Origin of the sequence: Stenotrophomonas sp. a6 (assembly GCF_030913325.1) — a bacterium.
GTDB classification, from domain to species: domain Bacteria; phylum Pseudomonadota; class Gammaproteobacteria; order Xanthomonadales; family Xanthomonadaceae; genus Stenotrophomonas; species Stenotrophomonas maltophilia.
Map to the genome: position 1 here is coordinate 1,994,187 of NZ_CP133161.1, position 24,366 is coordinate 2,018,552.

General features: G+C 65.9%; 16 protein-coding genes and 1 pseudogene. 10 read left to right on the plus strand and 7 right to left on the minus strand.

The features are described 5' to 3' along the window. Positions 1 to 74 precede the first annotated feature (74 nt). Both Q9Q79_RS09335 and cueR read left to right on the plus strand, forming a co-directional pair. Entirely contained in the window at positions 75 to 2,576 is a 2,502-nt protein-coding gene (locus Q9Q79_RS09335) for a heavy metal translocating P-type ATPase (RefSeq protein WP_201862128.1), read from the plus strand. An 11-nt stretch (positions 2,577 to 2,587) separates the two neighbouring features. Next, a complete protein-coding gene (gene cueR / locus Q9Q79_RS09340; protein WP_005409440.1) occupies positions 2,588 to 3,043 on the plus strand; it encodes a Cu(I)-responsive transcriptional regulator in 456 nt (151 codons plus the stop codon). 80 nt (positions 3,044 to 3,123) lie between these two features. On the opposite strand, the gene Q9Q79_RS09345 is transcribed toward cueR, so the two are convergent. Continuing rightward, complete coding sequence (locus Q9Q79_RS09345; protein ID WP_005409441.1) at positions 3,124 to 3,318, minus strand: heavy-metal-associated domain-containing protein; 195 nt, start codon at positions 3,316 to 3,318, stop codon at positions 3,124 to 3,126. Between the two features lie 200 nt (positions 3,319 to 3,518). Continuing rightward, positions 3,519 to 6,596 (minus strand): TonB-dependent receptor, encoded by a 3,078-nt coding sequence (locus Q9Q79_RS09350; protein ID WP_109337437.1) that lies wholly within the window; start codon positions 6,594 to 6,596, stop codon positions 3,519 to 3,521. Between the two features lie 1,164 nt (positions 6,597 to 7,760). Here Q9Q79_RS09350 and Q9Q79_RS09355 point away from each other — a divergent pair. From Q9Q79_RS09355 to Q9Q79_RS09380, 6 genes and pseudogenes are all read left to right on the plus strand, one after another. Further along, a pseudogene (locus tag Q9Q79_RS09355) lies at positions 7,761 to 10,100 on the plus strand (GH92 family glycosyl hydrolase); the annotation flags it as partial. A 96-nt stretch (positions 10,101 to 10,196) separates the two neighbouring features. Beyond that, positions 10,197 to 11,246, plus strand: a complete 1,050-nt coding sequence (locus Q9Q79_RS09360; RefSeq protein ID WP_005413180.1) for a LacI family DNA-binding transcriptional regulator — start codon at positions 10,197 to 10,199, stop codon at positions 11,244 to 11,246. Between the two features lie 60 nt (positions 11,247 to 11,306). Then, on the plus strand, positions 11,307 to 12,620 hold the full coding sequence (fucP, locus tag Q9Q79_RS09365; protein ID WP_005409446.1) for an L-fucose:H+ symporter permease: 1,314 nt from the start codon (positions 11,307 to 11,309) through the stop codon (positions 12,618 to 12,620). 7 nt (positions 12,621 to 12,627) lie between these two features. After that, complete coding sequence (locus tag Q9Q79_RS09370) at positions 12,628 to 13,623, plus strand: carbohydrate kinase (protein WP_012480047.1); 996 nt, start codon at positions 12,628 to 12,630, stop codon at positions 13,621 to 13,623. Next, entirely contained in the window at positions 13,620 to 14,846 is a 1,227-nt protein-coding gene (locus tag Q9Q79_RS09375; RefSeq protein ID WP_012480048.1) for an AGE family epimerase/isomerase, read from the plus strand. The genes Q9Q79_RS09370 and Q9Q79_RS09375 overlap by 4 nt, the downstream gene beginning before the upstream one ends. Positions 14,847 to 14,937: 91 nt before the next feature. Beyond that, positions 14,938 to 17,556, plus strand: a complete 2,619-nt coding sequence (locus Q9Q79_RS09380; RefSeq protein WP_201862130.1) for a glycoside hydrolase family 2 protein — start codon at positions 14,938 to 14,940, stop codon at positions 17,554 to 17,556. Between the two features lie 390 nt (positions 17,557 to 17,946). Here Q9Q79_RS09380 and mtnC read toward each other — a convergent pair whose 3' ends face one another. From mtnC to Q9Q79_RS09395, 3 genes are all read right to left on the minus strand, one after another. After that, on the minus strand, positions 17,947 to 18,642 hold the full coding sequence (gene mtnC / locus Q9Q79_RS09385) for an acireductone synthase (protein WP_033833463.1): 696 nt from the start codon (positions 18,640 to 18,642) through the stop codon (positions 17,947 to 17,949). Positions 18,643 to 18,645: 3 nt separating this feature from the next. Beyond that, positions 18,646 to 19,203: an acireductone dioxygenase gene (locus Q9Q79_RS09390; RefSeq protein WP_005409451.1), complete on the minus strand. Its 558-nt coding sequence runs from the start codon at positions 19,201 to 19,203 to the stop codon at positions 18,646 to 18,648. A gap of 92 nt (positions 19,204 to 19,295) precedes the next feature. Then, entirely contained in the window at positions 19,296 to 19,937 is a 642-nt protein-coding gene (locus Q9Q79_RS09395) for a methylthioribulose 1-phosphate dehydratase (RefSeq protein WP_032967162.1), read from the minus strand. A 252-nt stretch (positions 19,938 to 20,189) separates the two neighbouring features. Between Q9Q79_RS09395 and Q9Q79_RS09400 the strand changes: the two genes are divergently transcribed. Together Q9Q79_RS09400 and Q9Q79_RS09405 are read left to right on the plus strand one after the other, a co-directional pair. Then, positions 20,190 to 20,564 carry a hypothetical protein gene (locus Q9Q79_RS09400; RefSeq protein WP_032957971.1) on the plus strand — a complete coding sequence of 125 codons (375 nt, stop codon included), beginning with the start codon at positions 20,190 to 20,192 and terminating at the stop codon, positions 20,562 to 20,564. Positions 20,565 to 20,906: 342 nt separating this feature from the next. Then, positions 20,907 to 21,032, plus strand: coding sequence for a hypothetical protein (locus Q9Q79_RS09405; RefSeq protein ID WP_254913578.1), 126 nt, complete (start codon positions 20,907 to 20,909; stop codon positions 21,030 to 21,032). 264 nt (positions 21,033 to 21,296) lie between these two features. Here Q9Q79_RS09405 and Q9Q79_RS09410 read toward each other — a convergent pair whose 3' ends face one another. After that, positions 21,297 to 22,724, minus strand: coding sequence for an amino acid permease (locus tag Q9Q79_RS09410; RefSeq protein WP_043035619.1), 1,428 nt, complete (start codon positions 22,722 to 22,724; stop codon positions 21,297 to 21,299). Positions 22,725 to 22,806: 82 nt separating this feature from the next. Beyond that, positions 22,807 to 24,282, minus strand: a complete 1,476-nt coding sequence (locus tag Q9Q79_RS09415; protein WP_099497646.1) for an amino acid permease — start codon at positions 24,280 to 24,282, stop codon at positions 22,807 to 22,809. Between the last annotated feature and the right edge of the window lie 84 nt (positions 24,283 to 24,366).

Below are 24,366 nucleotides of genomic sequence, written 5' to 3' on the forward strand. Positions count from 1 at the left end.
TGGCTGGATTTGACCTTCCCACGATGGCAAGGTTTAGCCTGTCCGCATCCAGAAGGAACCCCGGGAATCCGATCATGAGCATGCCCCGCGCCACTGCAGCCCCCGCAAGCCCTGCCACCATCAGCCTGCCCATCGAGGGAATGACCTGCGCCAGCTGTGTCGGCCGGGTCGAGGCGGCGCTGTCCAAGGTCGAAGGCGTGGGCAGTGTTTCGGTCAATCTGGCCACCGAGCGCGCGGATATCCGCCCGTCCGGTCCGGTCGATCGTGCCGCGTTGATCCAGGCGGTGGAGCGGGTGGGCTACGACGTGTCCCCCGCCACCGTTGAACTGGCCGTGGAAGGCATGACCTGCGCCTCCTGCGTGGGCCGCGTGGAGCGCGCGCTGCTGGCGGTGCCAGGCGTGAGCCAGGCCAGCGTGAACCTGGCCACGGAGCGTGCGACCGTGCGCGGCGTGGCTGATACGGCCGCCTTGGTTGCGGCCATCGACAAGGTCGGCTACGCCGCCCGCCCGATCGAGGCCGGTGTGCAGTCCGATGATGAAGCCGCTGAAAAGAAGGATGCCGAGCGCGCCGAACTGAAGCGCGACCTGATCGTGGCGACCGCGCTGGCGCTGCCGGTGTTCGTGCTGGAGATGGGCTCGCACCTGATTCCCGGCATGCACGAATGGGTGATGGCCACCATCGGCATGCAGGCGAGCTGGTACCTGCAGTTCGTACTGACCCTGCTGGTGCTGGCCATTCCCGGCCGCCGTTTCTACCAGAAGGGGTTCCCGGCACTGCTGCGGCTGGCGCCGGACATGAATTCACTGGTGGCGGTGGGCACCGCCGCGGCGTTTGGCTACTCGGTGGTGGCGACCTTTGCACCGCGGCTGCTGCCGCCGGGCACGGTGAACGTCTACTACGAAGCGGCAGCAGTCATCGTCGCGCTGATCCTGCTCGGCCGCTTCCTCGAGGCCCGCGCCAAGGGCCGTACCTCCGAAGCGATCAAGCGTCTGGTCAACCTGCAGGCCAAGGTCGCCCATGTGATCCGTGACGGCCGCACCGTCGACATCCCGGTCAATGAAGTGCAGAGCGGCGACATGGTGGAAGTGCGGCCGGGCGAGCGCGTGCCGGTGGATGGCGAGGTGGTTGAAGGCCGCAGCTACATCGACGAATCGATGATCAGCGGCGAGCCGATCGCGGTCGAGAAGCAGCCGGGCAGCAGCGTGGTGGGCGGTACGGTCAACCAGAAGGGCGCACTGACGGTACGTGCCACGGCGGTGGGCGCGCAGACCATGCTGGCGCAGATCATCCGCATGGTCGAACAGGCGCAGGGCTCGAAGCTGCCGATCCAGGCGGTGGTCGACAAGGTCACGCTGTGGTTCGTGCCGGCGGTGATGCTGGCCGCGCTGGCGACCTTCCTGGTCTGGTTGATCTTTGGTCCGTCACCGGCGCTGAGCTTCGCGCTGGTCAACGCGGTAGCGGTGCTGATCATTGCCTGCCCGTGCGCGATGGGGCTGGCCACGCCGACCTCGATCATGGTCGGTACCGGCCGCGGCGCCGAAATGGGCGTGCTGTTCCGCAAGGGCGAAGCACTGCAGCTGCTGAAGGACGCGCAGGTGGTGGCGGTGGACAAGACCGGTACGCTGACCGAGGGCCGCCCGCGCTTGACCGATCTGGAGATCGCCAGCGGTTTTGATCACGGCACGGTGCTGGCGGCGGTGGCGGCGGTGGAGTCGCGCTCGGAGCATCCGATTGCCCGCGCCATCGTCGATGCAGCCACCGAGCAGGGCATCGCGCTGCCGTCGATGGTCGATTTCGAATCGGTCACCGGCATGGGCGTGCGTGCCAACGTTGATGGTGCGCGGGTGGAGGTCGGTGCCGATCGCTTCATGCGCGACCTGGGCGTGGACATCACTTTGTTCGCGACGCTGGCGGCAGAGCTGGGCACCCAGGGCAAGTCGCCGCTGTATGCCGCCATCGACGGTCGCCTGGCCGCAATCATCGCGGTATCCGATCCGATCAAGCCGAGCACGCCGGCCGCAATCGCGGCACTGCATCAGCTTGGCCTGAAGGTGGCGATGATCACCGGTGACAACGCTGGTACCGCGCAGGCGATCGCGCGCCAGCTCGGCATCGACGAAGTGGTGGCCGAGGTGCTGCCGGAAGGCAAGGTCGAGGCGGTGCGCCGCTTGAAGGCCACGCATGGCCATGTCGCCTTCGTCGGCGACGGCATCAACGATGCGCCGGCACTGGCTGAAGCCGATGTCGGCCTGGCCATCGGGACCGGCACGGATATCGCAGTGGAATCGGCCGATGTGGTGCTGATGTCGGGCAACCTGCAGGGGGTGCCGAATGCCATCGCGCTGTCGAAGGCGACGCTGGGCAACATCCGGCAGAACCTGTTCTGGGCCTTCGCCTACAACACCGGGTTGATTCCGGTAGCGGCCGGCGTGCTGTACCCGGTCTGGGGCGTGCTGCTGTCGCCGGTGTTCGCGGCCGGTGCGATGGCCCTGTCCAGCGTGTTCGTGCTGGGCAACGCGCTGCGCCTGCGCCGCTTCCAGCCGCCGATGGCGGATGCCGCCGCTGCCACCCACTGAAGGAGATCCGCATGAACATCGGTGAAGCCGCCAAGGCCTCCAGCGTGTCGGCGAAGATGATCCGCTACTACGAACAGATCGGCCTGATTCCCGCCGCTGATAGAACCGAGTCGGGCTACCGGGCGTATTCGCAGGCGGACATCCACCGTCTGCGCTTCATCCGCCGCGCGCGCGATCTCGGCTTCCAGGTGGCCGAGATCACAGATCTGCTGGGCCTCTGGAACGACACCTCGCGGCACAGCGCCGACGTGAAGCACCTGGCCGAACAGCACATTGCCGATCTGGAACAGCGCATCGAGCACATGCGGCAGATGGCCGACACGCTGAAATCGCTGATCAGTTGTTGTGCCGGCGACGAGCGGCCGGAGTGCCCGATCCTGCAGCGGCTGGGTGAGGATGATCAGACGCCGGTGCCGGTCGATACCGCGAAGACCGGTGCGGTGCGGCGGCGTACGCACAAGCATTGACTCGATATCGCATGCATGAAAAAGCCCGCCGGGTGCAGCGGCACCGGGCGGGCTTTCCTGTGTGAGACGGGGGCAGGGGATCAGGCAGTACGCGGCGGGAAGCCTGCGTCGTTCACTGCGGCGAAGACGTCTTCCTGCGATGCGGTGGTCTGCACCTTGACCAGGCCGGTCGGCGGGTCGGCGACCACGCTGGCGTTGGGATCGATCTGCTGGATCGCACGGGTCACGCTGCGCGCGCAGCCGCCGCAGGTCATGCCATCGACATGGAATTCCATCTGTAGCTCCTTCGGTGCTCTTGGGGTGGAGTCAGTGTGCACCTTCCAACGATGGCAGGGTCAAGCGCCGGGCTGAACGACAGGCAAGGCGCCGACAAAAACGGCAGCCACCTGTACCAGCGCGGCTGCCGTGGAGGAACGTCCCCGCCAGGGCGGGGCGTGGGTTGCACCGGGGCGCGCCCGGGCAACCCGGTGTTGCCTTAGAACTTCCAGGTAGCGCCGAAGTACAGCTGGCGGCCTGCATAGGTATTGGAGATCAGGCGTGACTTGGTGTCGCTTCCCAGGTGCACGCGCTGCTCGGACTTGGTGGCATTGATCACCGAGGCGGTCAGGGTCCAGTCCGGGGTCAGGTTGTAGGCAACGTTCAGGTCCAGCTGGTCATACGGCTCGGTGTAGACGGTGAGGCCATTGTTGAGCCCACCGACCACCTGGCCGCGACGGTTGAACGAGGCGCGCGCGAGGAACTTCTCGTTCTCGTAGAAGACCGTCACGTTGGCCTGGTTCTTGGCGCTGCCGACCAGCGGCGAGGAGCCGATTTCCTGCCCGTCCAGAACAATGGAAGCCAGGTTGGTGTCGTTGTAGGTGTAGTTGGCCTGCACGCCGAAGCCGAAATCGAAGGTGTACTGGCCATACAGCTCGACGCCCTGCGACACACCATCGCGGCCATTGGCCTGGGTCTCGTAGCGCTGCACGTTCACCGCTTCACCGTTGATGACCATGGGCGTGTCGCGCACCACCGGCAGGGTGAAGTTGTCCACGTTCTTGCGGAACAGGCTGACGCCGGCGACCGCGCCCGGCTGGAAGTACCACTCCAGGCCCAGGTCGAACTGGGTGGCCTTGAACGGCTCCAGCTGCTTGTTGCTGCCCTGGCCGACCCAGCCTGCGGTCGATGCGCCACCGGCAACGCGGCGATCATTGACGTACTCCTCGCTGTAGTAGCTCAGTGCGCCCGGTGCTGCGATGTCGGTGTAGCCAGGGCGGGCGATCACCTTCGATGCGGCACCACGCAGCACCAGCGTGTCGGTGATGTCCCATGCAATGTTGAAACTCGGCAGCACGTCGGTGTAGGTGCGGTCCACGCCGATCAGGCTGTAGGTCTTGCTCTGCGCCAGGTCATGCGGCAGGCGCACGAAGCCGCTCTCGCAGCTGTAGGTCGGGTAGGCCGCAGCGGCGGGATCGGTGCACGCCATCGGCGCGCCGGACGCGTTGTCCAGGAAGTAGTCGTTGAACTTCTCGATCGAGTCGGAAGACTGCGCGAACTGCTTGGTGCGCACCACACGCACGCCGACATTGCCGCGCAGGCGCTCGGTGCGGAAGTTGGCCTGGAAGTAGCCGGAGTAGATCTTCTCGTTGACGTTGTAGACGAAGTCTTCCTCGGTACGGTTGTGCGAACCACCGTAGGTCTTGTTCAGATAGTCGATGTACGCCGGGTAGTTGATGCCCGGGAACACGTTGGCATTGAAGCCACCGGCAATGTTGCTGATCGGGTTCGACAGGAAGAAGCCGGGCTGCGCATCGCCGGCAGTCGGATCGCAGCCACTCTGGTAGCGGCTGTTGTCATAGTCGGCCGGGTCACGGCCCGGGCATACCCAGTAGGTGTTGCCGGTGTTGCGGTGGACCTTGCCATCACGGTACTTGGCACCGAACTGGATCGAATCCAGCCAACCGGACTCGAACAGCTTGGTCACGTCGGCCTGGAAGTAGTTCTGCTTGACCTCGGTGCGCTTCCACGACGAATCGGTCGAGCCGGTGTCGACTTCGGCGATGCCGTTCATCAACTGCTGCTGCAGGTCGGGCGAGAAGGTGGCAGACGGCGTGCCGGTCAGGTCCCATGCGCTGTACTGGTTACCGGACAGGTAGTCGTTGCCGACCTTGCGGCGCGGCTTGGCCGACATGCGGAAGTTCATCGACGGACCACCTTCAGACCAGGTGCGGCCACCGGTGAACGAGGCCTTCCACAGCGGGCTGATGTCCCAGTCGATGGTCAGGTCGGCGGTCTGCGACAGCGCCTTTTCCTTGCTGTAGCCACCGGTCAGCTGCGGTGTCGGAATCGTGCAGTCGTCCGGGCCCCAGCCGCCGGGCTTGAGGCCGGCGGCCTTGGCCTGGTCTTCGCTGCAGTAGTAGGTCTTTCCGGCCAGCTTTTCGAACTGGGCACCGGTGACGGTGTTGCCGCTGGGGTCGAAATCCAGGCCGTTGAGCAGGCGGCCGCCGGCCCAGTTTCCATCGCCGTTGAAGCGGGCCATGCTCCATTCCGGAATCTTCAGCATGTTCTGGGTGTAGTCACCCTGCAGCTCGAAGCGGAAGTAGTTGGCGGTCATCGTGACGTTGTCGACCGGCTTGAACTGGAAGGTCAGCTGGCCGCCCTTGCGCTCGCGCTTTTCTTCCTTCACGGCGAAGTTGACCGAGGTCGGCATGAAGAAGTCGCTGTAGTTGCCGCCGGTCTGGTTGTTGAAGCCGGACTTGCCCCACCAGTAGTGGATGCCGTCCTGCTGCTGCACGTTGCCATAGGCGTCGCGTGCCTTGCCGGCGCCGTACCACTGGTAGTCCTCGGTGCTGGCTTCCATGGTACGGGTCGTGCGCTTCTGCTGCGTCACGCCGACCAGCACGCCGAAACGCTCATCCTTGCTGTGCCACGAATACAGGGCCGAGGCCTGCGGGTCGATATCGTGGTGGGTATCGGAGGAGGTGCCCTCAAGCGTGACGAAGCCCGAGTTGGACTCCATGTCCAGCGGACGGCGGGTGTGCAGGATGACCGTACCGCCGATGCCGCCTTCGTCGATGCGTGCTTCCGGCGACTTGAACAGCTCGGCGCTGGACAGCATGTTCGACGGCAGCAGGGTGTAGTTGAACGAGCGGGTGGCTTCGTCGTTGGTTTCCGACGTGGCCACGTAGTTGCCATTCAACTGGGTCAGGGTCAGGTCCGGCGCAAGGCCGCGCACGCTGACACTCTTGCCTTCACCACCGCTGCGGGTGATGACCACGCCGGGCACGCGCTGCAGTGCGTCGGCCACGTTCTTGTCGGGGAACTTGCCGACGTCCTCGGCGGTGATCACTTCGACAACGGCGTTGGCGTCGCGCTTCTGCTCAAGGCTCTTTTCGATGGCGTAGCGGTAGCCGGTGACCTGGACGCTGTCCAGGTTGGTGGCTTCCTGCGAGGCGCTGGTGGTTGCCTGCTGCGCGGCAGCGCCGGCCGGAACGACGGCGGCGGCCAAGGCCAGCGCGACGGCCAGCGACAATGCGTCCTGGCCATGCGTACGTGTTGAATGCTTCATTCCCATCTCTCCCTCTCTCCTGGATTGATCCGGTGACATGGCACGGACAACTTGAATCGATCTAATTTGAAGTGACATTGTCGCTATCGCCATGCAGTGGCAGTTGCACCGTACGCGTGGCCTGGTACGTCCTGTTGCCGCTCCCCCAACTCCCGGCCATCGCAATGTCGTCTTGGATCGATCTAAGCGATGGGCGGGCGTTTTTTAGCATGGGTCGCCCGTGGGCGCATGCTGCTCCGCAATATGGTACTGGCGTGGCGAAGGGATGACGGTTTGCTGAAACCAGTGAAATCGTTTTCGTGCGCAGGGGAGGGTGGGTCGGCAGGGCTGCGCCCTGCACCCGCGGTGTGCCGGCCGCTGGCCGGCAACAACCCAAAGCCAAAGCCAAAGCGGCTCTGGTTTTCTGCTGGTTTGGCAGGGCGGTGGACACGCCGTAAACCCGTCGCTGGGGGCTCGATGGCGCCATCCATGGCGCCAACGGTCCTGCCAGCCCACACCGCCCCGCCTTTGACAGTTTCCCGGTGACGGTTGGACTGATCCTGGAACGACATGGGGTCCTGGGGTCAGATCCGTTTTCCTTTGGAAAACGGATCTGACCCCAATCGATTTCGTTATCCGACAGAGATTCATCCACGCATGGCGTGGATCCACAGATCGCGGAAATCTGTCGAAGGCGGGGTGGGTCCGGTTGCGGGGGTGTCCGCGGCATGGATGCCGCGGCCAAGCCCCCAAGGACGGGTTTACGGCGTCCCCCGCAACCGGACCCACCCCGCCATCCCACGGATAGTCGGCTTTTGCTGTTGCTTCGGCTTCGGCTTCGGCTTCGGCAGGTGCAGGGCGCAGCCCTGCCGAACACCCCCTCTCATGCTGCGCCGCAGAATGCATTCGGCTGAATCCGCATGCTCTACTTGAATCGATCTAAATCCACGGTCTGGTGGGTCGGACGTCATTCCAGGGGGAGCTCTCTGCAGGGCAGGGCTCAGCGGAACGGTGCCGAACGATCCCGGCCGTCTGCCTCCGCGTCATCGACTACAGGAACCCGACATGCGTCCAGTGCCGTCCGCTCCCGCCGTCCCATTGTCCTCCCGCCCGCTGGCGCGCTTGGCCTGTCTGCTGGCATTTTCGGCCATGCCGATGCTGCTGCAGGCTGCGCCGGCGGCGCTGGAGCGCGAGGTCAACACCTTCATCGGCAGCAAGGACGACGGCAATACCTTCCCCGGCGCATCGGCACCGTTCGGCCTGATCCAGGTCAGCCCGATCGGCAGCCACTATTCGGGCTGGCGCTACGACGACGAGAAGATCCGCGGTTTCGGTCACTCCTTCATCTCCGGCGCGGGTTGCTGGGAGCAGGGCGGCCAGGTGTCGGTGCTGCCGGTGACCGGTTCGATCGGCCCGGGCGGCGATTTCGATACCGGCAACGCCAAGCAGTTCGACCACAAGGCCTATGCCTCGGCCTACACCCATGACGGCGAGATCGGGCAGGCGGGCTATTACAAGGTGCGGCTGACCAGCTACGGCGGCATCGACGCAGAAACGACCGCGCGTACGCGCGCCGCAGCCGAGCGCTACACCTTCAGCCAGCGCCAGGGCGAGGGCCACGTGCTGGTCAACGTCGGCCAGGCCAACGAACGCCACTCGGTGATCGGCAGCGTAGTCGATGTGGTCGGCGACCGCGTGGTCGAGGGCAAGCTGGTGACCAAAAGTTTCTGCGGCGGCCATCAGTACACCACCTGGTTCCGCATCGAGTTCGACCGCCCGTTCAAGGCGCATGGCACCTGGGGCGAGGGCGGCGGCCTGCCGGGTGCGCGCCACAGCATGGAAGGCGAACAGAAGCCGAACGGTGCCTGGCTCAGCTTCGACCTCGCCAAGGGCCAGTCGGTAACGGCGATCAGCGCGATATCGCATGTGGATGCCGAAGGCGCGCGCATCAACCTGCGCGCGGAGGGCATGCAGGGCGGGGCGCTGCTCGGTTTCGACCGGATGCGTGCGCTGTCCCAGCAGTCGTGGCGCGAGCAGCTGGGCCGGGTGCGCGTGCAGGGCGGCACCGCCGACGACCGCGCCGTGTTCTACAGCGCTGTCTACCACGCGCTGCTGCAGCCGATGACCGGCAACGACGCCGACGGCCGCTACCGCGGCTATGACGATGGCATCCACCGTGCCGATGGCTGGACCTACTACGAGTACTTCTCGCTGTGGGATACCTACCGCGCGCAGAACCAGTGGTTGGCGCTGACTCGCCCGGACGTGGCGCGTGACATCGGCCGTACCCTGCTGGCGATCGACGAGCAGGGCGGCTGGCTGCCGCGCTGGGGCTATGCCAACTTCGAGACCAACATCATGACCGGCGACCCTGTCACCCCGTTCATGGTCGACCTGTGGCGCTTCGGTGCGCTCAAGGGCCGTGAATCGCAGGCCTGGGATGCGCTGCGCCGCAATGCCTTCGGCACGCCGCCGCTGAACTCACGCATGGCCGGCCGTTCCGGCAACCCGACCTACCTGGACAAGGGCTATGTGGTCTACGACCGCGCGTTCCCGTCCAAGGGCATGGACGTCGATCCGCACCACGGCGGTTCGGCTACCTTGGAATACGCACTGGCCGACTGTGCGCTTTCGCAGATGGCCGATGGCCTCGGCCATGCGCAGGACGCGGCGACGCTGCGTGAGCGCGGCCGCAACTGGCGCAAGGTGTGGGACCCGCAGGTGCGCGACGCCGAGACCGGCTTCACCGGTTTCCCGCGCCCGCGCACCGAGGATGGCCAGTGGTACACCCCGGCCGATGGCCACTACAGTCCGCGTTCGCACCACGGTTTCCATGAGGGCACGGCGTGGCAGTACCAGTGGCTGGCGCAGCAGGACGTGCCGGGGCTGGTTGAAGCGATGCAGGGCCGCGAACAGGCCGGCCGCCGCCTGGATGCGTTCTTCGCGATGGATGCGCTGCAGGCCGACCCGCTCAACGCTGCCCGCAAGGAGTGGGTGGTCGGGCCGTACAGCTACTACAACCAGTTCCGCTACAACCCGAACAACGAGCCGGACCTGCATTCGCCGTGGCTGTACACGCTGATCGGCCAGCCGTGGAAGACCGCCGCCGTGGTGCGTGCCGCGCAGCAGTTGTTCACCAATGCCCCCAATGGCGTGACCGGCAACGATGACCTCGGCACGATGTCGGCCTGGTACCTGTTCAGCGCCATCGGCGTGTACCCGGCGGTGCCGGGCAGCGGCCAGTTCCTGCTGCACACCCCGCGCTTCAGCAAGGTGGAACTGGACATGGGCAATGGCCGGACGCTGCGCATCGACGCGCCGGGTGCCGATGGCCGCCGCCTGCAGTACGTTCAGGGCGTGCAGGTCGATGGCCAGGCGCATGCGCCGGTCTGGCTGGACTGGAACCAGCTGCAGCAGGGCCCGCGCCTGCAGTTCGCGCTCGACGCGAAGGCGCCGGAGCAGGGCTGGGGTACGGCGGTGAAGGACCTGCCGGTGTCCTGGTGCGCGGCACCGGGCAGCCAGCTGCGCTGAGCCGGACTGTGCCGTTCGCGGTGACCCAGCGAACGGCACGGCACGACACGGCCCTGATCCATTAGGCTTGAGCCTCCAGCGGAGTCCGGGAAGACGATGAACGACAACGGCAGCAGTCCCAGCAAGCGCGCCGGCAAGGCAGTGACGGTGACCGACATCGCGCGTGCCATCGGCGTGTCACGGGCGACCGTGTCGCTGGTGTTGCGCGGCAGCCCGCTGGTCAACGTCGATACCCGTGCCAAGGTCGAGGCCGAGCTGCGCCGGCAGCGCTATGTCTACAACCGCGCTGCCGCCAACCTGCGTCGACGTACCTCGTCGAGCATCGCGCTGGTGATCAACGATCTTTCCAACCCGTTCTTCGCCGAATTCGCGTCCGGCGTGGACGAGGCGCTGGGCGGACGCGGTTACGTGACCCTGCTCGGCAGCACTGGCGAATCGCCGGAGCGCCAGCAGGCAGTGCTGTCCACGTTGATGGAGCACACCCCGGCCGGCCTGATCCTGTCGCCGGCCGAGGGCAGCGATACCGTGCAGTTGCGACAGGCACTGGGTGCCAATGCCAACGTGCTGCTGTTCAACCGCGAACTGGAAGGGGCCGACTGGGACTTCCTGACCCTGGACAACCAGCACGGCGCCTATCTGGCCACGCGTCACCTGATCGAGCGCGGCCATCGCCAGATCGCCTTCTTCGGCGGCCACGCCGCATCGAGCTCGTGCCACCAGCGCCGTGCCGGTTTCCAGCAGGCGCTGGCCGAGGCCGGTCTGTCGCTGCCGCCGGGCTGGATGATCGAGTCGGCGCCGAACCGTCTGGAAGCCGCTGCGCGCACCGATGAGCTGTTTGCCGATGGCCATCGGCCGAGTGCGGCGGTCTGCTACAACGACACCGTCGCGCTGGGCCTGATGCTGGGCTTGAATTCACGGGGCATCCGTCCGGGAGGTGACTTTGCCGTTACCGGCTTCGACGATATTTCCGAGGCTGCGGTGGCGGTGCCGCCGTTGACCACGCTCACCGCCGATCCGCGCGAGCGGGGCCGGCAAGCTGCGGCGCTGCTGCTGCAACGACTGGACGAACCGGACGCGCCGCCACGGCGCACGGTCGCGCCGGTGCAGTTGCGCATCCGCGAAAGCAGTGCCGCACGACCGAACTGATTTATTCCATACACCCCTTCCACGCAACAACGACCTTCCGCGCATCGAGGCGCGTACCGCATGCCGATCTCCGCAACGCCCCGTCCAACGGGATCTTCGGGCAACGCACCTGCCGTCACCAACGGCAAGGCGCTGGCCGTGGTCACCACGATCTTCTTCATGTGGGGCTTCCTGACCTGCCTCAATGACATCCTGATCCCGCACTTGAAGGCGGTGTTCGAGCTGAACTACGCCAAGGCGATGCTGGTGCAGTTCACCTTCTTCGGCACCTATTTCCTGATGTCGCTGCCGGCGGGTCGGCTGGTGGCGGCGCTGGGCTACAAGAAGGGCATCGTGGCCGGCCTGGTGATTGCCGGTATCGGTGCGCTGGGCTTCTGGCCGGCGGCCGAGCTGCGCGTGTATGGCGCCTTCCTGGGCGCACTGTTCGTTCTGGCCACCGGCATCACCGTGCTGCAGGTTGCTGCGAACCCCTACGTCGCGCTGCTGGGCCCGGAGCAGACCAGCTCCAGTCGCCTGACCCTGGCGCAGGCACTGAACTCGCTGGGCACGGCCATCGCCCCGATCTTCGGCGGCATGCTGATCCTGTCCAACACGGTGAAGAGTGCCGATGACATCGCGGCACTGCCGGCCGCCGAACAGCTGGCCTACCGTGCCGCCGAGGCGCAGGCCGTGCAGGGCCCGTACGTGGGGCTGGCCGTTGCGCTGGTGCTGCTGGCGCTGTTCGTATACCTGTTCCGCCTGCCGGCACTGAGCGACGCCACCGAGCAGGCCGACCAGGGCCACCACCACAGCTACCTGGATGCGCTGCGCAAGCGCCACCTGCTGCTGGGTGTGCTGGGCATCTTCTTCTACGTCGGTGCCGAAGTTTCGATCGGCAGCTTCCTGGTCAACTACCTGTCGATGCCCAACATCGGCGGCTTCAGCGAGCAGGAAGCCACGCATTACGTGTCGGCCTACTGGACGATGGCGATGATCGGCCGCTTCGCCGGCTCGGCGCTGCTGGCGCGCTTCTCGCCCAGCCGCCTGCTGGCGATCTTCGCGCTGGTCAACGTGGGGCTGCTGGTCACGACCATGCTGACCTCCGGCAACATCGCGCTGTACTCGGTGGTGGCGATCGGCCTGTTCAATTCGATCATGTTCCCGACCATCTTCGCGCTGAGCATCGAGCGCCTGGGCCCGCTGACCAACAAGGGTTCCAGCCTGCTGATCATGGCCATCGTCGGCGGTGCGGTGGTGCCGTACCTGCAGGGCGTGCTGGCCGACCACATCGGTGTGCAGGCCAGCTTCATCCTGCCGCTGCTGTGCTACGGCTACATCATTTTCTACGGACTGGTCGGCGCACGTACGCCGGCTTCCGCAACGCAGGGAGGCTGAGTCCGGAATGGGTTCCATCGTTTGCTTCGGCGAAATTTTGATCGATCTACTAGCGCAGCCGCCGGCCTCGGCCGATACGCCGCGGGCGTTCCTGCAGTACGCCGGCGGTGCGCCGGCCAACGTTGCCGTGGCCGCTGCGCGGCTGGGCGCGAAGACCCAGTTCGTCGGCATGCTCGGCCGTGACATGTTCGGTGACTTCCTGGCCGACAGCCTGGTCGAGCACGGCGTGGGCACGGATTACATCGTGCGTACCGATGCGGCGAAGACCGCGCTGGCCTTCGTCGCCCTCGACGCCAGTGGCGAGCGCAGCTTCAGCTTCTACCGCCCGCCGGCGGCCGACCTGCTGTTCCGTGACAGCGATTTCCAGGCCGCCTGCCTCGACAGCGCGCAGTGCTTCCACGTCTGCTCCAACAGCCTGACCGAGCCGGGCATCGCCGAGGCGACCTTTGCCGGCATGGACCGTGCACGTGCGGCCGGCGCAGTGGTCAGCCTGGACCTCAACCTGCGGCCCGCGCTGTGGCCGGCGAACGAGGATCCGACGCCGCGCCTGTGGCAGGCGCTGGAACGCGCCGATCTGGTGAAGCTGTCGCGCGAGGAGCTGGACTACCTGGCCGCGCCGCTGGGCAATGACGGCGAGGCGACGGTGCTGCGGCGCCTGCTGGCCGCGCAGGCGCGCTGGGTGATCGTCACCGACGGTGCGGCCACACTGCATTGGTATACCCGCGACAACCACGGCACGGTCACCAGTTTCCGCGTGGCCACGGTCGACACCACGGCTGCTGGCGATGCCTTCGTCGGTGGCGTGCTGGTCGGCCTGCTGGAGCGCGGTGGGGCGGGCGCTGGTTTCGCTGCGTTCTGCCAGGACCCGGAGGCGATCACCGCCACGCTGCGTTTCGGCGCCGCCGTGGGGGCGCTGGCTGTTACCCGCAAGGGCGCGTTCGCCGCAATGCCCTCGCTCGATGAAGTGCAGCAGCTGCTGCAGGCACAGGACATTACCGCATGAGCACCTCGCCCGATTTCCGTTCGCCCGCGTTCTTGCGCGCGCACATCGCCGATACCATGGCGTTCTACCATCCGCGCTGCATCGATCCGGACGGCGGCTTCTTCCACTACTTCCGGGATGACGGCAGCGTCTACGATGCCAGCCACCGGCACCTGGTGAGCAGCACGCGCTTCGTCTTCAACTACGCGATGGCCTACCGCGAATTCGGCAATGCCGAGTACCGCGAGGCGGTCGAGCACGGCGTGCGCTACCTGCGCGAGGTGCACCGCAACCCGGCTACCGGTGGCTACGCCTGGACCCTGCGTGATGGCAAGGTCGAGGACGACATGAACCACTGCTACGGCGTGGCGTTCGTGCTGCTGGCCTACAGTTGCGCGCTGAAGGCCGGTATCGAACAGGCGCGTGTGTGGATGGACGAAACCTGGAAGCTGCTGGAAGCGCGCTTCTGGGAGCCACAGCACGGCCTGTACAAGGACGAGGCCGATGGCCAGTGGAACTTCACCGGCTATCGCGGCCAGAACGCCAATATGCACATGTGCGAGGCGATGCTGGCGGCGTTCGAGGCCAGTGGCGAGCAGCGCTATGTCCAGCGTGCGCTGCAGCTGGCCGACAACATGACCCGCCGCCAGGCGGCCAAGGCCGGCGGGCTGGTCTGGGAGCACTACGATGAGAACTGGGAGATCGACTGGGACTACAACCTGGACGACCCCAAGCACCTGTTCCGTCCATGGGGCTTCCAGCCCGGCCACCAGACAGAATGGGCCAAGCTGTTGCTGATCCTTGATCGCCACGTGCAGGCCGACTGGCTGGTGCCGACCGCGCAGCACCTGTTCGATGTGGCTGTGGCGCGCAGCTGGGACGAGGCGCGCGGTGGCTTGTACTACGGTTTCGCACCGGAAACGCGCCGACAGGCGGGCATGGACGGTGCCCCGATCGGCGGCGACAGCTTCGTCTGCGACGACGACAAGTATTTCTGGGTGCAGGCCGAAACGCTGGCCACCGCCGCACTGATGGCCAAGCGCACCGGTGATGACCGCTACTGGCAGTGGTACGAGCGCATCTGGGCGTACTCGTGGGAGCACTTCGTCGACCATCAGTACGGCGCCTGGTTCCGCATCCTCGATGCCGACAACCGCAAGTACAGCGACGAGAAGAGCCCGGCCGGCAAGGTGGATTACCACACCATGGGTGCGTGCTACGAAGTGTTGAACGTGGTGCGCTGAAGATCGTTTGAATGCAGTAATGCCAGGCCATGCCTGGCAATCCGGAATCGGTAGCGCCGGGCGACGCCCGGCGGAAAAACAGGAGCTCCGCGTGCATCGTCTTTCCCTCGTTGTCCGTCTGCTCCTGCTGCTGATCGCAGTCTCCGCCTTCCCGGCAACTGCAGCCCCGCTGCAGGCACAGTGGGAATTCCGCATGCTGCCCGGTGATGCGCAGGGTGCAGCCCACCCGGGCCTGCAGCAATGGCGTGCGGCGAAGGTGCCGGGCAGCGTGCACACCGACCTGCTCGCCCATGCGCTGATCCGCGATCCGTACGTCGGTGCGCCTGAGGCCGAGCTGCAATGGATCGGGCTGGCTGCCTGGGAGTACCGCGCTCGCTTCGACGTGGATGCGGCGACGCTGGCCAAGCCCAATGCCGAGCTGCGCTTCGACGGGCTGGATACCTATGCCGAAGTCAGCCTCAACGGCAGGCCGCTGCTGAGCGCGGACAACGCGCACCGCACCTGGCGTGCGCGCGTGGACGGGCGCCTGCGCGCGAATGGCAATGAACTGCAGATCGTGTTCCGTTCACCAATCCGCACGCTGTTGCCGGGTGTGCAGGCGATGCCGCACAAGATCGCCGGCAACTATCCTTCGCCCTATGGCGATGAGCCCAAGGACGCGATGGTCGGCAACTTCGCGCGCAAGCCGGCCTATCACTTCGGCTGGGACTGGGGCCCGCGCTATGTCACCGCCGGCGTGTGGCGCGGGGTCGACCTGCAGGCCTGGGATGCGCACCGCCTGACCGATCTTGCCGTGCGTACCGATGCATTGAGCGCGGAGCAGGCGAAGCTGGCCGTGCTGCTGGAGATGGAGCAGGGCGCGGCGGCCGGTTCTGCGGTGGTCCATGTCGATGTGCGCGATCCGCAGGGTCGCAGCGTGGCCCAGGTGCAGCGCACGGTGCTGCTGAAGCCCGGCCAGAACGCCGTCGAAGTACCGGTCGAACTGGTCAAGCCGCAGCGCTGGTGGCCGGTCGGCCACGGTGCACAGGACCGCTACACCGTGCAGGTCCGCCTGGATGATGGTGTCGATGCAGCGCTGGTGCGCGAGCAGCGTATCGGCCTGCGCACGGTTGAACTGCGCCGCGAGGAAGACGGCAAGGGCGGGCAGGGCTTCGCTTTCGTCATCAACGGCGTGGAGATCTTCGCAAAGGGCGCCAACGTCATTCCGTTCGATGCCTTCCCCGCACGGGTCGACGCCGCGCGCCTGCGCCAGGTGCTGACCGCCGCACGCGACGCCAACATGAACATGCTGCGCAACTGGGGTGGCGGCTACTACGAGGACGATGCGTTCTTCGACATCGCCGACGAACTGGGCCTGCTGGTCTGGCAGGACTTCATGTTCGGTGGTGGCATGCAGCCGGGCTACGATCCGGCCTTTCGTGCCAGCGTGGTGGCCGAGGCACGCGACAATGTGCGCCGGCTGCGCCATCATCCCAGCATCGTGCTGTGGTGTGGCAACAACGAGGAAGAAACCGCCTGGAAGGACTGGGGCCACGGTCGCGACCTGAAGGCGGCCGACCCGGCGTTTGCAGCGAAGGTCTGGCAGGGCTATGTCGACCTGTTCGGCAATGATCTGCGTCAGGTAGTGGGTGAGGAGGGGCTGGGCGTGCCGTACTGGTCCAGCTCGCCCAGTAACGACCTGGACGAAAAAGCCAACGACTCGACCCGTGGCGACAAGCACTACTGGCAGGTCTGGGGCAATCCGGCGCTGCCGGTGCAGGCTTACCTGCGCGAGACGCCGCGCTTCATGTCCGAGTACGGCCTGCAGGCATGGCCGTCGGTGGCCACCGTGGACCAGATTGCCACCCGCGCCGAGCAGCGCATCGACAGCCCGGTGATCCGCGCGCACCAGAAATTCATGGCCGGCGAGGGCAACAGCCGCCTGCTGCACTACATCGAACTGGGCTACGGCACGCCGAAGGACTTCGAGGACTTCGTCTACCTCAGCCAGGTGATGCAGGCCGATGGCATCGCGCTGGCCGCGCTGCACCATCGCGCCTCGCGGCCGTACACGATGGGCTCGCTGTACTGGCAGCTCAACGACGTCTGGCCGGGTGCTTCATGGTCCAGCGTGGACTACTTCGGTCGCTGGAAGGCGCTGCACTACGCCGCGCGGCGCTTCTTCGCGCCGGTCACGCTGGCGGCATTGCGTGATGAGGGCAGTACGCGGGTGCGCCTGATCAATGATGGCGCTGCCGCAGACGCACGTTGGCGGCTGCGGGTGATGGATGTGGATGGCAAGATGCTGCGTCGTCGCGAGGACGCGGTGGCGTTGACGGCGGCTGGCGTCACCTCGATTGGTGATTTCCGCGATGCCGAGCTGCTGGCCGGTGCCGATCCGAAGCGCACGGTGGCCGTGTTCGAGCTGCTGCAGAACGGGGCGGTCAGTGCCCGCCAGGTCGTCGGATTCGTCGAAGCCAAAGACCAGGTGTTGCCGCGGCAGAAGCTGAAGGCCACCTTGTCCATCGAAGGCGATCACTATCGTCTACGCCTGGAAAGCGCGGCTTACGTGCGCGCGACGTGGATCGATTTCGGCGCGCTGGATGTGCAGGTCGAAGACAACCTGCTGGATCTGCTGCCGGGCGAAATCCGCGATATCGCGGTGCGTGGCCCGGTGGACCTGACGACCCTGCGCGAAGCAATGAAGCTGAAGACCCTCAACGATCGTTGAGGGCGGCGTATCCCGCATTGGCAGGTGCCAACCTTGGTTGGCACACACCGAACATGCTAACCAAGGTTGGCATCTACCAGACGCGGAGACGGGCAGGTGCGGACCGTTGGTCCGCACACCTTGATCGTTGAGGGCGGCACATCCTGTTTTGGTAGGTGCCAACCTTGGTTGGCACACCCCGAACATGCCAACCAAGGTTGGCATCTACCAGACGCGGAGACGGGTAGGTGCGGACCGTTGGTCCGCACACCTCGATCGTTGAGGGCGGCGTATCCCGCATTGGCAGGTGCCAACCTTGGTTGGCACACACCGAACATGCCAACCAAGGTTGGCATCCACCAGACGCGGAGACGGGTAGGTGCGGACCGTTGGTCCGCACACATCTCTTCTTTACAGCTGGATCTGCTGGAAGTTCTCGACCCGCTCGTGGCCGTTGGCGGCCTGGCCGATGCGCGGCATCGGGTAATCATCCAGGCGATCGATCAGGCGGGTCTGCAGGCCGGCTTCGCGGGCGGCGTCCAATTCCTCCACCACATCGGACAGGAACAGGATCTCGCCGGCCGGCACGCCGATCGCCTGCACGATGCGGCGGTAGCTGTCGGCCTCGCGCTTGCCACCGATCTCGGTATCGAACCAGCCCGACACCAGCGGGCTGAGGTCACCGGCATCGCTGAAACCGAAGAACAGCTTCTGCGCCGGCACCGAGCCGGAGGAGTACACGTACAGCGGTAGGCCGGCGGCATGCCAGCCTTTCAGCACCGGCGCCACTTCCGGGTAGAAGTGCGCGGTGTAGTCGCCGCGGCGGTAGCCTTCATCCCAGATCAGGCCCTGCAGCGCCTTCAGCGCGGTGTGCTTGCGGTCCTGGTCGATCCAGCCCTGCAGCGTCTCGGCCACCAGGCTGTCCTGGCAGGCGCCGCCGATCTCGGTAGCCACCGCGTCCAGCCAGCGGCGGACCTCCGGCTGCTGGCCATGTTCGGCGACGAACGCCGGCAAGGCCTTGCGGGCATAGGGGAACAGCACGTTCTTGACGAACGAGATGCTGCTGGTAGTGCCTTCGATGTCGGTCAGGATGACGCGGGGCTGCATGGATCAGGACGCCTGGGTAGGTACGTAACGGGGGAACTTCTGCGCGATGTCGGTGCCGGTGAAATGACCCACCCAGCCGTCCGGCTCGGTGAAGAAGCGGATCGCCACGAAGCTCGGTTCATCGCCCATGTCGAACCAGTGGGTGGTGCCATCGGGCACGGCGATCAGGTCGTCCTTCACGCACTCGATCTCATAGACCTTGTCACCCACGTGCAGGGTGAACAGGCCGGAGCCTGCGACGAAGAAGCGCACCTCGTCTTCCTTGTGGAAGTGTTCGTCGAGGAACTTCTTCCGCAGCTCGGCGCGGTTCGGGTTGTCCGGGGCGATCGAGGCCACGTCCACGCTCTTGAAGCCGCGCTCGGCGACCAGGCGGTCGATGTCCGCGCGGTAGGCGGCGAACACTTCCTCCTGGCTGGCGCCGGGCGCAACCGGTGCGGTGGCCTGCCAGCGCTCGAAGGTGACGCCGATCTTCTGCAGTTCGGCAGCGATGACCGCGCCGTCCTGGGTGTCCAGCAGCGGCGATTCGGGGCGGGTGTCGTCGTAGATGCGCAGTCGGCTCATGGCGGCAGCTTGAACGTCTCGGGGGGAAGACAGGGTATCAGGGTGGGGGCGAGGTGCAGATTCCGGATCGGCATCTGCACCTGCGCGCGGGTTCAGCCGCGCAGCCTGCGCAGTTCCAGTTCGCAGTGGAACAGGAATTCGAAGGCTTCCAGATGACGGCGCGCCTCGGCCATGTCACGGCCCCAGGCGTACAGGCCGTGGCCGTCGATCAGGTAGCCCCACAGGTTCTGGCGGTCGAGCAGATCATCGACCTGCTTCGAAAGCACGTTCATGTCCTGGGTGTTGGCGAACACCGGTACGTTGATGGCCATCTCGTGGGTGCTGTTGCCGGCGAAGGCCTTCAGCAGTTCGTAGCCTTCCAGGTGCACATGACCCTGCGGCGCGTACAGGCGCGAGGCAATGGTCTGCACCGGCGAATGGGTGTGCAGTACGCAGCCGATTTCCGGGAAGCGGCGGTACAGCTGGGTGTGCAGCAGGGTCTCGGCGGAGGGGCGCAGCGGGCGGCCCACGGCCTTGCCATCGAAGTCCACCACCATGATGTCGTCCTCGATCAGGCGGCCCTTGTCCTTGCCCGAGACGGTGATCGCGGCGTGGCGGTCATCCAGGCGGTGGGAGAAGTTGCTGCTGGTGGCCGGGGTCCAGCCGGCCTGGGCCAGTTCGCGGACGTTGTCGATCAGCAGCTGGGCCAGTTCGCCCAGGCGGGCGGTGTCGTAGGGGAAGGTGGTGGTGTCCATGGACGGCATTTTACGTGATCCGGCCCGATGCTGGGCCCGCGCGGCGACCTCCTGCCTGCTGCGTGGGCAACGCGAAGCGGTGTGCTGGCAGGCGGTGCGCAGGGGTTGGATCGAGGCAAGCACAGCGCTGGCTGAATGGGGAGGGCAGCGCTCCCGCTGGAAGCGATTCCGGTCGTGGACAGCCCTCTTGCCGCGAAACATCATCGGATTGCCGCAGAAGTTCCGGCGAGCGCCAAGGAAAGGAGTACTTCGATGATCGCGCGCGCGATGGGGATGATGGGGGCGATTGGCATCATGCTTGCCAGCAGTGGCTGCACGATGGAATGGGTGAAGATGGATGCGGGTGCGCGGTCATTCGGCCCCGCCCATTCGAGTTGCAGGGCGCAGGCCGACGATCACTGGCCGGTCAGGAATGAAGTGGCCACGCGCACCGTCTACGAAGACCGCAAGGTGCCCTGCAGGCTTGATGAAGTCTGCGCCATTGACGGCAAGTACAACATGGTACCCATGCCGAAAGAGGAGAGTTACATCGTGGACGTCAACGCGTCCGACCGCAGCAGCGAGTTCAATGCCTGCATGGCCGGTGCCGGCTGGCAGCAGCAGCTCATCTGGTTCAATCGCCGCTAGGCGGAGCCGGCGCGGCGGACGACAGCGGCTCGACCGGTTGCTGCTCAACGGACTCGAGGCAACAGGGGCCAGCGGAGAATGACGTGGCTCTGCGAACCGTTCAGGCGCTGAGGCTGGAGACGAGCAGGGGGCAGGACAAGAACACGTACGACGTGGACGGAAAGTACGAACGCGTGCAGCGACCGGAAATCGAGAAGTGATGATGGAGATGGCTACGTGTATGCGAATGGCCGTTGCTGCGGGGCTTGCGCTGTTGACCGGCGGTTGTGCGACCGAATGGGCCCGCTTCAGTGATCATGCTGATCCGCTGGATGAGTCGCGGTGGCGCTGCAGGGCAGAGCGATGCTGATGCCAAAGACCGAGCGCTACACCGTGGACGTCAACGTCAACGGTAACCATGAGTACTTCATGGGTTGCATGGGCGGCGCAGGCTGGATACAGAAGACCATCTGGTTTGGCCGCAGATGATCATCGTCGGGCGCCTTGGTCGCTGGGAATGACCATCATCCACACATGGCGTGGATCTACCGGACGTGCCGGGAAAGTGTCAGGGGCGGGGAGGCATGGGTTCGCGGGGGTGTCCGCGGCATGGATGCCGCGGCCAAGCCTCCAGGGATGGATTCACGGCGTCCCCCGCTAACCCATGCCTCCCCGCGAAACCCTCAACCCAGCTGTTGCTCTGGAAGTTGCTCCGGCTCCGGCGGGTGCAGGGCCGCAGGCCCTGCAATCCCTTTACTTCACCCGCAGGCGGCTGTGCCTGAAGCCGTAGCAGAAATAGATCACGAAACCGACGAACGTCCACACCCCCATCAGCATCCAGTTGTGCATCGTCATCGCCGACAGCAGGGCAAGGCAACTCAGCACGCCCAGGCTGCAGATCAGCCACGCCATCGGCATGCGGAACGGGCGCGGCAGGTCCGGCTGGGTACGGCGCAGGATCAGCACGCCGGCGCAGACTGCGGCGAACGCGATCAGCGTGCCCATCGAGGTCAGCTCGCCCAGGATGTCCAGCGGGAACAGCGCCGCCAGCAGCGCGATGCCGATGCCGGTGATCACGGTGTTGATGTGCGGAGTGCGGTACTTCGGGTGGATCCTGGTGAACACCGGCGGCAGCAGGCCGTCGCGACCCATGATCATGAAGATGCGCGGCTGGCCGATGATCATCACCAGCACCACCGAGGACAGGCCGACCAGCGCGCCGACCTCGACCACCCAGCGCAGCCAGCCCAGCTGCGGATGCGCGGCCACGGCAGTCACCACCGGCTCGTCGGTGCCGAGCAGCTGGAACGGCACCAGGCCGGTCATCACCGCAGCCATCGCGATGTACAGCACGGTGCAGATCACCAGCGACAGCATCATGCCGAACGGCATGTCACGCTGCGGATTCTTCGATTCCTGCGCCGCCACCGACACCGCTTCGAAGCCGATGTAGGCGAAGAACACCATCGCCGCGCCACGCAGTACGCCTTCCATGCCGTACTTGCCAGGCCCTTCGTTGGCGGGAATGAACGGGGTCCAGTTGCTGGTGTCCACATACTTCCAGCCGACCACGATGACCAGCAGGATCAGGCCGGTCTTGAGCACGACCATCGCCATGTTCATCGCCGAGGACTTGCTGATGCCGACGTAGCACAGCCAGGTCAGCAGCAGTACCAGCGCAGCGGCCGGCAGGTTGGCGATCGCGCCGGTGGGGCGCAGCTGTGCATCGAGTGGGGCGCTGACCAGCGCCGCCGGTAGATGGATGTCGAACTGGCTGAGCAGGCTCAGGAAATAGCCGGTCCAGCTGACCGCGACCGCCGAGGCGGAGACGCCGTACTCGAGCACCAGCATCCAGCCGATGAACCAGGCCGAGAGCTCGCCGAAGGTGGCGTAGGTGTAGGTGTAGGCGCTGCCGGAGACCGGCACCATCGAGGCGAATTCGGCATAGGCCAGTGCGCAGAAGGCGCAGCAGATGGCGGCCAGTACGAAGGACAGCATGATGGCCGGGCCGGCGTGGTTGGCGGCGGCCTGGCCGGTGATGACGAAGATGCCGCCGCCGATCACCGCGCCGATACCGAGGGCGGTCAGGCCCCAGGGGCCGAGGTGGCGGCGCAGGCTCAGGCCGTTGGCCTCTTCATGGGCGGCATGCGGGTGCTTGGTGGCCCACAGTTGCTTGAACATGTGTGGTGGTCTTGTCGAAGCGCGCCACGGGCGGCGCGCGGGGAAAACGGACGGGCCGGCGCGAGGCCGGCCCGTAGGCGGATCAGAGCGACTTGGCCAGCTTGCTGTTGCGGATGCCGTAGCCCAGGTAGATCAGCAGGCCGAGCAGGGTCCAGCCGACGAACAGGTGCCAATGCACCACGAACGCCTGCCAGAACAGGAACAGGCAGGTGGCAGCGCCGAGCGGGCAGATGATCCAAACCATCGGCACGCGGAACGGGCGGTGCAGGTCCGGCTTGGTATAGCGCAGCACCAGCACGCCGACGCAGACGGTGGCGAAGGCCAGCAGGGTCCCCATCGAGACGAGTTCGCCCAGCACGTTCAGCGGCACCAGGCCGGCCAGCGCGGCAGCGATCACGCCGACCACGATGGTGGCGACGTACGGGGTGCGGAAGCGGGCGTGGACCTTGCCGAAGAACTTCGGCAGCAGGCCGTCGCGGGAGATGGTGTAGGCGATGCGGGTCTGGCCCATCATCATCACCAGCACCACCGAGGACAGGCCGGCGATGGCGCCGATTTCCACGAACGTCTTCAGCCAGGACAGGGTCGGGTAGGGCTCCAGCGCGGTGGCCACCGGCTTGTCGGTGCCCAGCAGGTGGTACGGCATCATGCCGGTCAGTACCGCGCAGACGATGATGTAGACGATCGTGCACACCGCCAGCGAGCCGAGCAGGCCGATCGGCATGTTGCGCTGTGGGTCCTTGGTTTCACCGGCGGCGGTGGAGACCGCGTCGAAGCCGATGTAGGCGAAGAACACGATGGTGGCGGCGCGGAAGATGCCGCTCCAGCCGAACTCACCCGGCACGCCGGTGTTTTCCGGGATGAACGGCTGCCAGTTGGCCGGGTCGATATGGGCCGCGCCGATGCCGATGAACAGGCAGATGACGGTGACCTTGATTGCCACGATGATGGCGTTGACGAAGGCCGACTGGGTCACGCCCACGTACAGCAGGCCGGACACCGCCGCCACGATCAGCACCGCCGGCAGGTTGAACAGCTTGCCGGAGGAGACGAACTCGCTGCCGGTCCAGGCGATGGGCGCGGCGCTGAGCAGGTCCGGGAACGGCATGTGCAAGGTGGTGGTGATGAAGCTGATCAGGTACGCCGACCAGCCCACCGCGACCGAGGCCGAGGCGAACAGGTACTCCAGCACCAGGCACCAGCCGATGAACCAGGCCATGCCTTCGCCCAGGGTGGCGTAGGAGTACGAGTAGGCACTGCCGGAGACCGGCATCATCGCCGCGAACTCGGCGTAGCACAGGCCCGCCAGGGCACAGGCGAAACCGGCCAGCACGAACGAAAGCATCACCGCCGGGCCGGCATGGTTGGCCGCGGCCTGGCCGGTCAGCACGAAGATACCAGCGCCGATCACCGCACCCACGCCAAGCAGGATGAGGTGTTTAGCCGTGAGGGTCCGTTTCAGCGTGGCTTCGCCGTCCAGGCTGCCTTCGATGGGTTCGCCGGCATCGACGTGCCCGGCCGGTTCAACCGGCTTGACCCTCAACAGAGCTTTCAGCATGCAGTACTTCCTAGTGATCGGATGGGGTGGGCCGCCGATACGTTGCCGGCAACCCTGGAATGGTGAAGGCCGCGCGAACGGCCC